14 protein-coding genes are annotated in these 15,083 nt (G+C 64.8%); 6 read left to right on the top strand and 8 right to left on the bottom strand.

Going from position 1 to position 15,083, the window contains the following annotated elements; genetic code table 11:
* Window positions 1-27: 27 nt before the first annotated feature.
* Window positions 28-1,563: an acid phosphatase gene (locus M653_RS0100210; protein ID WP_027141462.1), complete on the bottom strand. Its 1,536-nt coding sequence runs from the start codon at window positions 1,561-1,563 to the stop codon at window positions 28-30.
* Window positions 1,564-1,774: 211 nt separating this feature from the next.
* On the opposite strand from M653_RS0100210, the gene M653_RS0100205 reads away from it, so the two are divergent.
* Window positions 1,775-3,004 carry a cytochrome-c peroxidase gene (locus tag M653_RS0100205; RefSeq protein ID WP_051442579.1) on the top strand — a complete coding sequence of 410 codons (1,230 nt, stop codon included), beginning with the start codon at window positions 1,775-1,777 and terminating at the stop codon, window positions 3,002-3,004.
* 243 nt (window positions 3,005-3,247) lie between these two features.
* Here the strand turns inward: M653_RS0100205 and M653_RS0100200 are convergent, their stop codons facing one another.
* Both M653_RS0100200 and M653_RS0100195 read right to left on the bottom strand, forming a co-directional pair.
* Complete coding sequence (locus tag M653_RS0100200) at window positions 3,248-3,952, bottom strand: SDR family oxidoreductase (protein WP_027141460.1); 705 nt, start codon at window positions 3,950-3,952, stop codon at window positions 3,248-3,250.
* 308 nt (window positions 3,953-4,260) lie between these two features.
* Window positions 4,261-4,878 (bottom strand): XRE family transcriptional regulator, encoded by a 618-nt coding sequence (locus tag M653_RS0100195; RefSeq protein WP_027141459.1) that lies wholly within the window; start codon window positions 4,876-4,878, stop codon window positions 4,261-4,263.
* Window positions 4,879-5,020: 142 nt separating this feature from the next.
* On the opposite strand from M653_RS0100195, the gene M653_RS0100190 reads away from it, so the two are divergent.
* The 3 genes from M653_RS0100190 to M653_RS0100180 all read left to right on the top strand — a co-directional run bounded on the left by M653_RS0100190 (window position 5,021) and on the right by M653_RS0100180 (window position 9,147).
* On the top strand, window positions 5,021-6,154 hold the full coding sequence (locus M653_RS0100190) for an FAD-binding oxidoreductase (protein WP_027141458.1): 1,134 nt from the start codon (window positions 5,021-5,023) through the stop codon (window positions 6,152-6,154).
* Between the two features lie 48 nt (window positions 6,155-6,202).
* On the top strand, window positions 6,203-7,807 hold the full coding sequence (locus tag M653_RS0100185; RefSeq protein ID WP_027141457.1) for an ABC transporter substrate-binding protein: 1,605 nt from the start codon (window positions 6,203-6,205) through the stop codon (window positions 7,805-7,807).
* A gap of 215 nt (window positions 7,808-8,022) precedes the next feature.
* Window positions 8,023-9,147 (top strand): serine hydrolase domain-containing protein, encoded by a 1,125-nt coding sequence (locus tag M653_RS0100180; protein ID WP_245262027.1) that lies wholly within the window; start codon window positions 8,023-8,025, stop codon window positions 9,145-9,147.
* A 6-nt stretch (window positions 9,148-9,153) separates the two neighbouring features.
* Here the strand turns inward: M653_RS0100180 and M653_RS0100175 are convergent, their stop codons facing one another.
* On the bottom strand, window positions 9,154-9,717 hold the full coding sequence (locus tag M653_RS0100175; RefSeq protein ID WP_027141455.1) for a cytochrome b: 564 nt from the start codon (window positions 9,715-9,717) through the stop codon (window positions 9,154-9,156).
* 403 nt (window positions 9,718-10,120) lie between these two features.
* Between M653_RS0100175 and M653_RS0100170 the strand changes: the two genes are divergently transcribed.
* The gene (locus M653_RS0100170; RefSeq protein ID WP_032934891.1) at window positions 10,121-10,315 is read left to right on the top strand and encodes a hypothetical protein; all 195 of its coding nucleotides are present in this window, start codon (window positions 10,121-10,123) and stop codon (window positions 10,313-10,315) included.
* Window positions 10,316-10,418: 103 nt separating this feature from the next.
* Here M653_RS0100170 and M653_RS0100165 read toward each other — a convergent pair whose 3' ends face one another.
* The 3 genes from M653_RS0100165 to M653_RS0100155 form a co-directional block, all read right to left on the bottom strand.
* A complete protein-coding gene (locus tag M653_RS0100165; RefSeq protein WP_027141453.1) occupies window positions 10,419-12,524 on the bottom strand; it encodes an EAL domain-containing protein in 2,106 nt (701 codons plus the stop codon).
* Between the two features lie 186 nt (window positions 12,525-12,710).
* Window positions 12,711-13,247 (bottom strand): hypothetical protein, encoded by a 537-nt coding sequence (locus tag M653_RS0100160; RefSeq protein WP_198028644.1) that lies wholly within the window; start codon window positions 13,245-13,247, stop codon window positions 12,711-12,713.
* A 115-nt stretch (window positions 13,248-13,362) separates the two neighbouring features.
* Entirely contained in the window at window positions 13,363-13,689 is a 327-nt protein-coding gene (locus tag M653_RS0100155) for a DUF1330 domain-containing protein (protein ID WP_027141451.1), read from the bottom strand.
* Window positions 13,690-13,864: 175 nt separating this feature from the next.
* Here M653_RS0100155 and M653_RS0100150 point away from each other — a divergent pair, with 175 nt between their 5' ends.
* Entirely contained in the window at window positions 13,865-14,557 is a 693-nt protein-coding gene (locus tag M653_RS0100150; protein WP_027141450.1) for a helix-turn-helix domain-containing protein, read from the top strand.
* Window positions 14,558-14,673: 116 nt separating this feature from the next.
* Here M653_RS0100150 and M653_RS1000000134235 read toward each other — a convergent pair whose 3' ends face one another.
* Window positions 14,674-14,856, bottom strand: a complete 183-nt coding sequence (locus tag M653_RS1000000134235) for a transcriptional regulator (protein ID WP_051442578.1) — start codon at window positions 14,854-14,856, stop codon at window positions 14,674-14,676.
* Window positions 14,857-15,083: the final 227 nt, after the last annotated feature.

Below are 15,083 nucleotides of genomic sequence, written 5' to 3'. Positions count from 1 at the left end.
GGCGGCGTATCCGCAGTGCGCTCCGGCCTATCGGCTGAGGTCCAGCGCCGCGCTCAGATCCCCCATCGGCGGCTCACCATTGGCGGCCAGCGCCTTGTCGCGGGCAACGATGCCGGTCAGTACCGGCAGGTCGTAGCGCGCGGTGATGAAGCGCAGGATTGACGTCGTGTCATATTGCGTGTGGTCGACCGTGCCCATCCTGGCATAGGGCGAGACGATGAAGGCCGGGATGCGGTTGCCCGGGCCCCACCGGTCGGCCCTGGGCGGCGCGACATGATCCCAGAAGCCGCCATTCTCGTCATAGGTGACGACCACCAGCATGTGGCCCCATTGCGGGCTCTTCTCCAGATGCGCGACGAGATCGGCCAGATGCCGGTCGCCGCTGGTCACGTCGGCATAGCCGCCATGTTCATTGAGATTGCCCTGCGGTTTGTAGAAACTCACCGCCGGCAGCTTGCCGTCGTCGATCGCCTTGATGAAGTCGGCGCCGTCCAGGCCGCCGTCCCGCAGATGCTCGGTGCGCGCGGCGGTACCGGGCGCGTAGGCGGCGAAATAGTTGAACGGCTGGTGGTGGAACTGGAAGTTCGGCACCGGCGTCGCGTTCTTGCCGTCGAGCGTTGCCTGCCAGGCGCCGGCATACCAGGCCCAGCTCACCCCCTTCAGCGACAGCAGATCGCCGATGGTGATGTCGTGCTGCGGCGGCAGCGTGGTGGGCGCGGCCGGGTCGGCCAGCGCCTTGTCGCCGCCCTCGGCCGGCTTGTTGGCGCTCGGCTGATAGGGCGGCTGCATGGTGTTGACGGCATGGAAGTCGGGCGTGATGGCGCCGTCATTGGCGAATTTCGGTACGCCGCCCAGTGCCGAGGCCGGCGAATTGTCGGCAACCTTCAGAGTTGTGCCATCGGCCTCGACCACGGCGATCTGGCCCTTGATCGGGCTGGTGTCGGCGTGCGGGTAGACCGGCGTACAGGCGCAGGCGAGCTGGAAATGGTTGAGGAAAGAGCCGCCGAAGGCGCCCTGGAAGAAATTGTCGGCCAGCACATACTTCTTCGCGACCTGCCACATCGGCAGGACGGAGCCGTCATAATGGCCCATGACCAGGCCGCCGGAATCGGCCCAGGCGACGAATTTGTCGTTCTTGCCGCCGTCGATCTGCATCTGCTCCTGGTAGAAGCGGTGCCACAGATCATGGGTGATGACGTTGGTGCCTTCGTTGAAGCCCTTGGGATCGTCAATGGCGAAGGCAGCGTTGGCGAGATGCGCGGTCTCAGCCTCCGTCACCACGGGCGTGACGCCCTTTCCGGTCAGCCCGCCCCAGGCCGGCGGCAGCTCGGTGAGCGGCTTGCCGTCGCGGTCGAGCTGGCGCGCCTGATCGGCCGAGACATTGGCCAGCCCGTTGGCGCCGGGGAAGCCGCCATAGAGATTATCGAAGCTGCGGTTCTCGGCATAGATGACGACGACAGTGTCGATCTTGTCGAAGCCGGCAGGGGCGGCATTGGCCGCCGCGAGGGGAAGCAGGGCCGAACCGGCCAGGCAAAAGGAAGTGAGGAGTTTGAGCCTCGTCATCGGGAAGACCTCGTGGCTTGACTGTGGCTGGAGGGGCGCGGGAACCATCGGGGCAGCTAACGTGGATGCCTTGTCACCTTTGTGACATCCGCCGCCGCGGCGAACACGGTTTCGTGAGCACTGGGGCCGGTCATCAATCCGTTGCACTCCATTTCTATTTCCCGGCCAAAGCGGACCATGCTCCATGACCAGAAGACGATGGAAAAGCCTGATGATCGCGATTGCCGCGATCGCGACATTTGGCTGTGCCGCGCCCGCGAATACGGCGGATGGCGTCCATCCCGGTCCGCTATCGCGCGCGCAAGCCTTCGCGCGTGCCGAGGCGCTGACCATGCTTGGCCGAAAGATGTTCTTCGACCCGGCGCTATCGGCCTCGGGCAAGCAGGCCTGCTCGTCCTGTCATGATCCGCGCCATGCTTTCGGACCGGCCTCGGCCACGCCGGTCGAGATGGGCGGGCCGCATCTCGACCAGCCCGGCGTGCGCGCGGTGCCCTCGCTGCGCTATCTCCAGGCCGCTCCCGCCTTCACCGAGCACTTCTACGATTCCGACGATGAAGGCGACGAGAGCGTCGATAACGGTCCGACCGGCGGCCTGACCTGGGACGGCCGCGCCGACCACGGCAAGGATCAGGCGAAAATCCCCCTGCTCTCGCCTTTCGAGATGGCCAACAAGGATGCGGGGGCTGTCACCGCCGCCCTGCGTAGATCGGCCTATGCCGACGAGTTCAAGGCAACCTTCGGCAACGATGTCTTCGACCGCCCGGGCGACGCCTTCGACGCCGCCGCCGAGGCGCTCGGCACGTTCGAGCAGAGCGCCGCCGATTTCTATCCCTATTCCAGCCGCTACGACGCCTTCCTCGCCGGCAAGGCGACGCTGTCGGCGCAGGAACGGCGCGGCCGCGCCCTGTTCGAGGACGAGGCGAAAGGCAATTGCGCCTCCTGCCACCTCAGCGAACCCGCCAATGACGGCGAGCCGCCGCAATTCACCGATTTCGGCCTGATCGCCATCGCCGTGCCGCGCAATCCGGCGATCCCGGCCAACGCCGACCCCGCCTATGCCGATCTCGGCCTGTGCGGCCCGCTGCGCACCGATTTTCACGGCCGCACCGGCTATTGCGGCCTGTTCAAGACACCGACGCTGCGCAATGTCGCGCTGCGCAAGAGCTTCTTCCACAACGGCTACTTCCACACGCTGCGCGACGCCGTCGCCTTCTACGCCAGCCGCGACACCGACCCCGGCCACTGGTATCCCAGGAATGCAGACGGCACGGTGAGGCAATATGACGATCTGCCAAAGGCTTACTGGGGAAATCTCAACCAGGATCCGCCCTTCAACGGCAAAAAGCCCGGCGACAAGCCGGCGCTCAACGACACCGAGATCGACGACATCGTGGCGTTTCTGCGGACGCTGACGGATGCGGATCAGGTGGCGGGCCACTGAAGCGTCGGGACGAGCATGGCACCCAAAACGGAACGCCGGCGGGCCAGCGCCCCCCTCTGTCCTGCCGGACATCTCCCCCTCGAGGGGGGAGATCGGATCTCACCATGGCTTTCGCTAATTTTCAGTGTTGAGGAAAAGAACCGGCGCCAAAGCTGCCAATCTCCCCCCTTGAGGGGGAGATGCCCGGCAGGGCAGAGGGGGGCGCTGGCCCGCCGGCGTCTCCAAAAAATCGGACCAAATCCCTCACAGCGCCCGGATAACACCCCCATCCACGCGGATACTCTGCCCGGTAATATACCCGGCCCCTTCCGAAGCCAAAAAAGCAATGGTCGCGGCGATCTCCTCGCTCGTCCCGTAGCGTTGCATCGGCACGTTGTCGCGGCGCTCTTCGGTGGTGGGCAGGCTGTCGATCCAGCCGGGCAACACATTGTTCATGCGCACATTGTCTGATGCATAGGTGTTGGCGAAAATCTTGGTGTAGGCGGCAAGGCCGGCGCGGAACACGGCCGAGGTCGGGAACATCGCGTTCGGCTCGGCTACCCAGGCCGTCGAGATGTTGATGATGGCGCCGCCCTTCTGCTTGACCATCTGCGGCGCCACGATGCGCACCGGCCGGATGACGTTCATCAGGTAGACGTCCATGCCGGTGTGCCACTGCTCATCCGTGATCTCCAGGATCGGCGCGCGCGGCCCATGGCCGCCGCTGTTGACCAGCACGTCGATGCGGCCATAGCGCTCCAACGTCAGGTCGGCGAGACGCTGCAGGTCGTCGTTCGACTGGTTGGAGCCGGTGACGCCGAGCCCGCCCAATTCCTTGGCCAGCGCCTCGCCCTTGCCGGACGAGGACAGGATCGCCACCTTGAACCCATCCGCCGCCAGGCGCTTGGCCGCCGCCGCGCCCATGCCGCTGCCACCGGCCACGATGACAGCTGTTTTTTCTGAATTCATTGGGTTTTCCTCTTCGAGTTGGCGGGAGTTTTCAGCGAGTCATATAGCTGGTTTCGTCGGCCAGTTCGAACCAGAAAGGCAGAATGGACCTGCAGAAAAACGAGAGCCGGTGGCGCTGCCCCCTCATTGCCCTGCCGGGCATTTCTCCCCGCATAGTGACAGGGAGAAAAGAAGCTGGCTGCAACGCGGCTCGACTCCTGCAACGCTGATGATTGGCGAAATCACAGATGACAGCGCCCCTCTCCCCGTCTCTATACGGGAAGAGGATGCCGGCAGGCAGGTGAGGGGCAGCGCTGACATTCAGCCCCCTACCCCTCCACCGTCTCCAGCACGGAGAGCAGCGTGCCTTCCATGTCGGGCTCGTCGCCGGAGCAGACGCACAGCATCTCGGCGTCGCCCTCGCCCACCGAGAGATAGGCGTGGCCCATGGTGGAATCGATGTAGACGCTCTCGCCCGCTTTCAGCCGCACCGGCGCGTATTGGTCGGTGTGCAGTTCGATCTCGCCCTTGAGCACGATCAGGAACTCCTCGCCGGCATGCCGGGTCAGCGGACCGAACTCTTCCGGCGTGCGGGCGCGCGCATAGGCGTGGATCGGCACCATGCGCTTGCGCACCAGGTCGGTGGCGAGATACCGGTAGTCGTAGTTGCGGGTCAGCTGGCGCAGTGTGTTGGACTGCGAGGTCACCGAACGGCGGGTGCGCGCCGCCGGCTGCTTGCGGTCGCCGCTGAGCAGCTCCGTCACATGGATACCGAGCCCTTCGCAGATCTGTAACAGCTTGTCGTAGCTCAGCGACATCTGGTCGTTCTCGACCTTGGATAGCGTCGACACCGCGACGCCGGTGAGAGAGCTGACCTCCTGCAAGGTCCAGCCATGTCTTTTTCTCAGGGCACGCAGACAATCACCGAGATTCGGTTGCTCCGACATTGTCAGCTCCATGAAGCGGCGCCACGTCACTACCGCGAGGTTCACCCTAGGTAGTCGAACTCGAGCGGGCCATCAACAACACTAACAATTTTCTTATACGCTAAATATTGACTGGATACGAAATTATTTTTACGACTGGTGGATGCAGTCGAATTCTCCCGCGAAGATCATCGTCATCGGCGGCGGCATCGCCGGCCTCTCCCTTGCCGCCGAGGTGGCGGACTGGGCCGATGTCACCGTCATCGAGCGCGAACCGCATCTCGGCTACCATGCCAGCGGCCGCTCCGCCGCTCTGTTCACCGAGACCTATGGCAACCGGCTGGTGCGCGGGCTGACGCTGGCCAGCCGGCAGGCGATAGTCGAGGGCGGCTTCGTCGCCCACCGGCGTGGCGCGCTGCACGTCGGCTGGGTCGGCGACGATGCCGCCATCGACAAGCTGGCTCATGAATTGCAGGCGCTGGTGCCCAGCGTGCGCCGTCTGGCGGCGGCCGAGCTCCACGCGCTGGTTCCGGTCATTGCCAGGGAAACCACCTGCGGCGGCGTCTATGAGCCGGACGCGGTGGATGTCGACACGGGCAAGATGCTGGGGTCCAGCGCCTCGGCGCTGAAAGCCAGCGGCGGCATCATCCGCACCGGCGAGGAGGTCCGCGCCATATCACGCGACGGCAGCGCTTTTCGGGTTGAAACGAGCGCCGGCGTCTACTCGGCCGACATCGTGGTCAACGCCGCCGGCGCCTGGGTCGATGTCGTCGCCGGCATGGCGGGGCTGCCGGGCCTCGGCTTCCAGCCCAAACGGCGCACCGCCTTCCTGTTCGATCCGCCCGCCGGAATGGATATCGCCGGCTGGCCGCTGGTGGTCGACCTACACGAGCAGTTCTACTTCAAGCCCGATGCCGGCAGGCTGATCGGCTCGCTTGCCGACGAGACGGACTCCGAGCCTTGCGACGCCTGGCCGGAAGACATCGACGTCGCCATCGCCGTCGACCGCATCGAACAGGCGACATCGATGCGCATCGGGCGTCCGTCGACGCCATGGGCGGGCCTGCGCACCTTCGCGCCCGACCGCACGCCGGTCGCCGGCTTCGACCCGCGCCTGCCAGGCTTCTTCTGGCTCGGCGGCCAGGGCGGCTACGGTTTCCAGGTTTCGCTGACCTTGGCCAGGCTGAGCGCGGCGCTGATGCGCGGGCAGTCCATCCCGGGGGATGTCACGGCGCTCGGCGTCACCGCCGCGGCGCTGGCGCCTGATCGCTTTCTTGTCCCGGCGGCGGCCCCATGAATTTCAGCCCTTCCCTCAACCCGTAAAGTGTCATCAGGAGCGTTTGCGATGAAATCCACCGTTCTGCGCACAGTGCTTGCCCCGTCTCTTCTGGCCTCGTCCGTCCTCGTCGGCGGGCAGGCCTACGCCAAGACGCTGGTCTACTGCTCGGAGGCCAATCCCGAGACCTTCAACCCGGCGATCGGCATCGCCGATTCCACCATGGACGCCGCCGCCAAGACGATCTTCAACCGGCTGGTCGAGTTCAAGCCGGGCACGACGGAGGTCGGACCGGCGCTGGCCGAAAGCTGGGATGTTTCATCAGATGGCAAGACCTACACCTTCCATCTCAGGCACGGCGTGAAATTCCAGTCGAACGAGCATTTCACGCCCTCGCGCGACTTCAACGCGGATGACGTGCTCTACACCTTCAACCGCCAGCGCGATGCCAACAATCCCTATCACAAGCTCGGCGGCGGCGCTTACGAGTACTTCAACGCGCTCGGCATGGGCACGCTGATCGACAGAATAGACAAGGTCGACGACAACACCGTGCGCTTCACGCTGACGGCAGCCAATGTCACCTTCCTGGCCGGGCTGGCGCTCGACTACCTCTCCATCCTGTCATTGGAGCAGACGCAAAAGATGGTGGCGGCCGGCACGCCGGAGCTGATCGACAGCATGCCGGTCGGCACCGGGCCTTTCGTGCTTCAGGCCTATGTGCCCGACAGCCAGGTCCGCTACGCCGCCAACAAGGATTACTGGCGCGGAGCGCCGAAGATCGACACGCTGGTCTTCGCCGTCACGCCCGAGCCAACCACCCGCGTCGAGCGCATCAAGGCCAATGAATGCCAGGTCGCCGCGCCGCCGCCGCCAAGTGCGGTCGCCGACCTGCGTGCCGATCCCGGCATCACGGTCCTCGATCTCAAGGGCCAGAACATCGGCATCCTCGGCTTCAATGTCGAGCACCAGCCGCTGGGCGACGTTCGCGTGCGCACGGCACTGGCCAAGGCCATCGACCGCAAGGCTATCGTCGATGCCGTCTACGCCGGCGCCGGCACGGTGGCCGGCAGCGTCCTGCCGCCGGCGCAGCTCGGTGCCGTCACCGATGCCGGCATCGACTATGATCCCGAGGGCGCGAAGAAACTGCTGAAGGAAGCCGGCCACGAAAGCGGCCTCAAGGTCAGCCTGTGGGCGATGCCGGTGTCGCGCCCCTATAACCCCAACGCCAAGCGCATGGCAGAGATGATCCAGGCGGACTGGGCCAAGGTCGGCGTGCATTCGGAGATCGTCAGCTTCGAATGGGGCGAATATCTCAAGCGCACCGCGGCGGGCGAACAGGACACCTTTCTGCTCGGCGGCAGCAGCGACAATGGCGACCCCGACAACATGCTGAGCTATCTCCTCTCCTGCGACGGCGTGAAGGGCGGCTCCAACCGATCGCGCTGGTGCGATAGGGATTTCGAGAAACTGCTTGACGAGGGCCGCGTCGCAGCCGACCCGAAAGAGCGCGCCGCGATCTACGGGAAGGCGCAAGCGATCCTGAAGGCCGAAGTGCCGGTGGCGCCGATCGCCCATTCGATGGTCGCGATCCCGATCCGCAAAAGCGTGCTCAACTACGTGCTCGACCCCTTCGGCCGGCAGAATTTCGCCGCCGTCGACATGGCGGAGTGAGGCTGGGCGCCGCCCCCTCATCCGGCCCTTCGGGCCACCTTCTCCCCGGTGGGGAGAAGAGGTGGTCGAGCGCTCGGCTCCTCTACCAACAGCTTTAACAGGGAGCCTAATCAAGCACGGCGCGCCTCTTCTCCCCGACGGGGAGAAGGTGGCCCGAAGGGCCGGATGAGGGGGCCTCTCCAAGGGCACAACGCCAGCAGATTTGCGAAAATCCCGTGCTCCACAAAAGCAAGACCATCATGCCAAAAAACCTGACCTCCCTCCTAAACAGCTACCTTGCCGACGGCGCGGTGGGTGCCTCGCTGGCCTACGCCAAGGGTGACTCAACGCCGACCGCCCTTACCGCCGGCCTCGCCGACCGCGCGCATGGCACATCAGTCACGCCAGACCAGCTGTTCAAGATCGGCAGTTGCACCAAGACCTTCGTCGCCGCCGCTCTGGTCAAGCTCGCCGAGACCGGCAAGCTCGACCTCGGCGCGCCGATCTCATCCTGGTTCCCGGACCTGCCGGGCGCCGGCGATATTTCAGTGCGCCAGTTGATCAACCACCGCAGCGGCCTGCCGGAGTTCGAATACTACATTCCGATGGACCCGGGCCGGCAGTGGACGCCGCGACAGCTGGTCGACATCGCCTTCGCCTCCGACAAGCAGAAGGCGCCGGGCGGGCCAGCCGTCTACAACAACACCGGCTATGTCCTGGCCGGCATGGTGATCGAGGCCGTCACCGGCCAGCCGCTGGGCGCCTATGCCAGAAGCGCGATCCTGCAGCCGCTCGGGCTGGAAAACACCTGGTCGCCGGCGACCGAAGCGTTTCCGGAAAAGTCGATGGTGCGCGGCTATTACCACCGGCCGCCGCCGGCGCCGAACGCGCCCACCGACATCGCCTCGGGCGGCGAGATGTGGCGCATGGACGGCGTGCTGCCCTATTCCGACGAGCTGCAGGATTCGTCCGACTCCTTCCCGTTCGGCGCCGCCTATGGCTGCGGCGACATGGTGTCGACGCCATCCGACATGGTGGGTTTCATGCGCGGCCTGTTTTCTGGGAACCTGTTGTCACCGCCGTTCTTCGCCGAGATGTTCGAACACCGCGTGCCGGCGAGCTTTCCAGGCACCCGCATGCGCGAGACCGGCGCGGGCATGTTCCAGAGCGCCTATGCCGACCGCGCCTTCTACGGCCACCAGGGCAGCATTCCGGGTTATGTCGCCGTCATGCTGCACGATCCCGAGACAGACCTCACCGTCGCCATGACCAGCAATGTCGGTTCCGGCAACCGCTTGTCCTTCCAGGCCAGTGGCCTGCACCCGGTGGTCGACCAGGCGATCCGCATCATCCTCGACTGACCGCGTTCAGCCGCCCTGCCCGGACGATGGATCGGGCAGGCCCGGCAGCATCTGGCTCAGCACCCGGTCGCGAAGGAAGACGTGATGGAGAATGGCAGCGGCCGCGTGCAGGCCAGCGAGCCACATCATGATATCGCCGAGCGTGCCATGGATCTCCGCCAGCGGCGCGCCCCAGGTGCCGGAAAACGGACCGATCGCGCCCAACCCATAGACAGTGACCGGGTGGCCGCCGAACAAGGCGCCGACCATGGCTGTCGCCGGAACCGCGAACAGCAGCGCATAGAGCGCCCAATGCGTTGCCTTCGAGGCGACCTCCATCCAGGCGGGCATGGCCGGCGCCTCGGGAATGCGATCGAACCGGCGCCAGACCAGGCGAATGACCAGCAAGCAGAAAACGGTAAAGCCGAGCGACTCGTGCAGCAGCAGCGTGGGCGCCCTGACCGCTGAATAGACCCGCTCCGGAGGGCCACCCGCCGAGACCAGGAAAGCAATGAGCACCAGCAGTGCCGTCAGCCAATGAAATGCCTGGGCGAGGCGTCCATAGCGGGTTGTCGTGCCGGACAGCGACATGCGAGAGCTCCGAAACAGTTGGACATCTCCCCTCGCCCTCGAATGTGGCCTTATTTCAGCTGTTCCTCAGGCGACATGGGTTTGCTGCGCGAATGGCGGGCATCACCGAGTTCGCCGGCGGCGCGGCCTGACAAGGTTCAGCTCATGCTCGGACAAAAGAGCGCAGTCTAATGCATGTCGCCCGGAAGTGTCCTCGGTTTCGGGACAACGACATGCATAAAATCAGAAGCAGTAGGCGCGCCGCCAGACCGCGCAAGGCCGCGGCGCCGCCACTCCTTAGACGACGTGCCGCCGCCAGCCGCGCGGCATCCGCCGGCATTTGAATAAAAGGCGCCTGTGGATATTCACCTCAAATTGCGCCAGGCCGGCCAAGATACATTAGGGCGGTATCATGGAGGGACCATTGAACAGTGATTTTTCAGCCGCCCGTCTTCATCTCGAACGCGCCTACCACTATCTGCGCGGCAATGACGAGACGAGCCGTTCGACATGCGAGGCCCTCGATCTGTTGATCGAGACGGTGGCGGAAGCACAGCACAGGAAGCCGGAACCCGGGGTGCTGGAGTTTCCCCGACCAGCGGCGCGCCGACACGGCTGAACAAAACCCGCCGCGCTGAGCGGATTCGGGCTGCGCGCATCAAGTCTTCGTCTTCACGAATGTCGTTATCCAGGCCGCTTGGGAGCGACATGCATGTTGTCCGTCAGGACGCCTTGCGACTCGATGCGGCACCCGCTAGTTGCGCCGCGCGTGCCACGATCCGCTCCAGCGGTTCGGGCCGGTGCAGCAGGAAGCCCTGGCCGAACTCGACGCCCATATCGTCCAGCATGGCCACCGTGTCCTGCCGCTCGATCTTCTCGGCCACGACGGCGCAACCGAGGCTGCGGGCAATGCTGGCGATGGCCAGAACGATCTCGCGGTCGAAGCGGCTTTCCATGACGTGCTCGATGAACGAGCCGTCGATCTTGATGGCATCGACCGGAAAGCGCCTGAGATATTCGAACGAGCTCATGCCGGCGCCGAAATCGTCGAGGCTGACCTTGCAGCGCCGCTCGCGCGCCTTGCGCACGAAGGTTTCGGCGGCATCGAAATTGGTGACGGCGGCGGTTTCGGTGATCTCGAAGCCGATGCCCGAATGCGGCGCCCCGGTTTCCTCGATGATGCTGTCGACGAAGTCCCACAGCCCGGGATCGCTCAGCGTCTGCGCCGAGAGGTTGAAGCCGAGCGTGATCGCGCCGGATTTCATCGCCGCGCCGTGCCGCGACAGCGCGGTGCGGATGATCCAGCGGTCGAGCCGCGCGGCAACGCCGAAGCGCTCCGCCGCCGGTATGAATTCGCCGGGCGGGATCAGCCGGCCGCCCTTTCCGTCAAGCCGCGCCAGCACCTCCACATGGCGGCTCTCTTCCCAGGGTCTGCCTAGCCGGTGGATCTCCTGGCCGAACAGTTTCAGCCTGCCGTCGTCCATGGCGTCGACCGTGTCGGCGGCGAGCCGTGCCGCGTTGAGGCCGCCCGAACCGGAGGCGGCATCGGTCGAAAACAGCGCGAAGCGATCACGCCCGGCGGCCTTGGCCGCGTAGCAGGCATCGTCGGCGCAGGCCAGGGCGTCGGCAACCGTGGTGACGCGGTCGCGGACGATGGCGATGCCGATGCTGGCCGCCAGCCGGCGTGACGTGGCGGCAAGGCCGAGATCGGCGTCGCGCACGGCCGCCAGCATGGCGCCGGCCAGTTGTTCGGCTTGCACGGTATCGCAATCGGGCACCATCAGCGCGAACTCGTCGCCGCCGAGCCGCGCCGCATGCGCCGACGGCGGCAAGCAACGGCCAATACCCGCCGCGACGCTCTTCAGCGCCAGATCGCCCGCGGCATGGCCGGCGAAATCGTTGAGCGCCTTGAAGTAGTCGAGGTCGATGTAGAACACCGCCAGAGACGCGCCGGTGGCGATGTGGTCGGCGAGCAGCCTGTCGAAAGCGGTGCGATTCCAGAGTCCGGTCAATGCGTCGTGACGGGCGGCGAAGGCCAGCTCCTGTTCGCGCACCTTGTCCTCGGTGATGTCGCGCACCGTGCCGAGGATCTGACCGGCGGCACCGGCGGCGGAGATGAAACGCAGCAGTGATTCGACGTGGCGGATCTGGCCGTCGCGCTTGATGATGCGGTACTGCGCGGCGATGACGCCGTCTGTTTCCAACGGCACCCTGTGGGCGCGTTCGGCGGCGTCCTTGTCGTCGGGATGCAGGTAGCTGTGCCAGAGATCGGCCGTCACCTCGTCGGTCACGGCGACGAGGCCGAATATCTCCCTTGTGCGCGCGTCCCAATAGCTCTTGTTGGTGGCGATGTCGTAGTGCCAGATGCCGCTGCCGCTGGCGGCGAGCGCCAGGCGAAAGCGGATATTGACCTGTTCGAGCGCGGCTTCGGCCGCCTTCTGTTTCGAGATGTCGGTCTGCACACCCATCAGCCTGAGCGGCTTGCCGTCGGCGTCGCGCTCGACGATGCCGCCGCGGTCGAGCACCCATATCCAATGGCCCTGCTTGTGCTTGAGCCTGAGTTCGGTCTCGATGGCGTCGGTCAGCCCGGCAATGTGGCGGTCGCCGCTGGCCAGCGCCCGTTCCCGGTCGTCGGGATGGGTCAGTTGCAGCCACAGGTCGCTGGCATTGGCGAGTTCGCCCTCCTCGTAACCCAGCATCCGCGCCCAGGTCGCCGAATAGAAGCAGTCGCCGGTGCGAAGATTCCAGTCCCAGACGCCAAGATCGGCGCTCTCCAGGGCCTTGGCCCAGAACGCTCCATTGCGACTTTTCTTGCCCTGACCCGCCATCGTCCGTTTCGCCTGCCCCACCCCACGGGCAATCTGCGGCAAAACCAGAGAAGAAACAGTTACCGGGCAGCGGACGGGTCGGAGGCAGCAAGAGCCGTCTGCTACGCCTGCATCGCTGATTTCATGGGGTCGACAGGAACCTCGGGACAATGGCCAGGCGGCATTGGCGCCGCCTGGCCATGCCGGTTACTGGCTCGGCGCCATCGCGTGCTCGCATGACACTTTCGGGTTCATGTCGGCGAACGTGCCGGTCGGGTTGCCTTTCCAGGCCCAGACATGCAGCTCGTAGAACTCACCGAGGCCATAGCGGTTGGGCGCGCTGTTGAAGTTGAACAGCTGTCCCTCGAGCGAGGCCGGCCCCTTCGAGGCGATGTATTCGACCGCCACCAGCTTCAGCGTGCCGTCGGCCATCGGCTCGTACATCACCGCTTCGGGACGGGCGATGTCGATCTTGTCGTCCTTCAGATACCCGCCATTGACATAGTGGATGCCCATGGCGCCGCCGGTGATGCCGCTGGCGCAGGGAATAGGCGCATAGCCTTCCGCCGTCGCGGCGTTGACGTCGAGAAACCGGCTGTTGGCAGCCCGCACCTTCTCGGCCAGCAGACTGGCATCCGGCGCGCCCGCCGGCGCCTCCTGATGCGCCTGGGCAAAGGTCGTGCAGACGGCCAGCATGGCCCCCGCCATGACAAGCCCGTTGCGAAAGTTTGATTTCATATCCATTCCATTCCTGTTGAAAAAGCACGGCTGGCCGGCCGCCGACAATACGGCGGCGCGACAGGCAAGCGCCGTGGCTGTTGCTGCTTGGAGATCCCGAAAACGACGCGGCGAATGCCGGTCATCCCTTCGGCAGATAAGGGATCGTTCCAGCCAGATCGGTGTCGTCGATCAGCTGGAAACGGCTGTCGCTGCCGTCCTGACGGGCCGAAACGAAAGGCGCATAGGCCGGATCGTTGGTGAAGGCGCGCGCCGCGGCTTCCGACGGAAAAGCCATCAGGGCGATCAGTGTCGTGTCGAGCGGCATGCCTTCAAGGGTCTTCACATTGCCGCTGCGCGACAGATATTTGCCGCCATGCTTGTGGACGAGGTCGTGCACCGAGGCGGCATAGGCCGGGACCCATTTCGGGTCTCTCATCTTGATGTCGGCGATAACGTAAGCAGTCATTGTGGTCTCCTGGTTGCGGCGCACAGGGGTATCCCGTGCACCGGCCAAAGGGCTCGCATGGCAAGGCCCGCGCCAGCCAGTCCGCGATCTGTACTGGGCCGGTACAGTTTCTGTACTCGCCGCCTCAATCGCGAAGGGCTAATGTTCTCCCAAGGTTCGAGGGAGAGGCACAGCCATGACCCAGCACGGATACAAACAGTTCTGCCCGCTATCGATGGCCGCCGAGGTGCTGTGCACCCGCTGGACAATGGTGCTGATGCGCGAGCTCGTGGCGGGTTCGACCCGCTTCAACGACCTGCGCCGCGGCGTGCCCAAAATGTCGCCGACCCTTCTGTCGCAACGGCTGAAGGAGCTTGAGCTGGCGGGGATCGTCGAGCGCAAGGAGGTCCAGGGAGAAAAAGGCATTTTCGACTACCGGCTGACCGAGGCCGGCCGCGATCTGCGCCCGGTCGTCGAGGCGATGGGCTTCTGGGGCCAGAAATGGGTCGAGTCCAGGCTGTCCCTGAAGAACCTCGATCCGTCGCTGCTGATGTGGGACATGCGGCGCAACCTGAACCCCTCGCCGCTGCCCGAGGGACGCACAGTGATACAATTCCTGTATCAGGAGCTCCCCGCCTCCAAACGCTCCTGGTGGCTGATCGTCGAAAAGCACGGTGAAGTCGACCTGTGCTGGTACGATCCGGGCTTCGACGTCGACCTCTATGTCTCGACCGACCTGCACACGATGACGGCGATCTGGATGGGAGTGCTCACCGTCGAAAAGGCCGGCGCGAAGGTCGTCCTGACCGGCGACCAGGCCATCGGCAGGCAAATGCAGACCTGGCTCGGCCTCAGCCCGTTCGCGGTGGAGCCCAAACGCGCGGCGTAGGAGCCGGCGCTGTCGGCAAGCGCGTGGAGAAGGCCTATTCGTTTGCCCGAGGCGATGATCCGATCACCTCGGCCGAAGCCTTTCGCGACAGGTTGAACATGTGCGAATGAATGGATTCAACGGGATCGTGCCTGAATCGGGTAGTGCTTTTCCTCATAAGCCTCGATCAGAGTTGCGAGAACGCCAAAGCGATCACCGTCGGGAGAGCCGATCTCCGGCTCATTCTCGAAGTATTTGGTGATTTCGGCGATCGCCCAATCGTAATCGGCTTCGGTCTTAATGGGTCGAATGTTTTCCATCACACCTTCTCCGGATCAACTTTGTCGTTCTTTGCCCGAGTTGGGAGGGAAATTGGGTGTATCTCGGTTGAAATCAGATCGTTTGCCAAAGCGCCCATTCAAGGCACCAGAAATTATAGAGCATTCCGGTCTCCCCCACCAAAACGTCACGAACATTGATCAAGCTTTCCTTCCTGACAGTTGGCAGGAAACGGGTGGCGAGGCCGGCTTTTGGCGGCTTCAATGGA

Source organism: Mesorhizobium sp. WSM3626 (assembly GCF_000513935.1).
In the GTDB taxonomy this organism is placed as follows: domain Bacteria; phylum Pseudomonadota; class Alphaproteobacteria; order Rhizobiales; family Rhizobiaceae; genus Mesorhizobium; species Mesorhizobium salmacidum.
The sequence above is the reverse complement of the archived record's forward strand: the minus strand, read 5'-3'. Positions and strand labels throughout refer to the sequence as shown.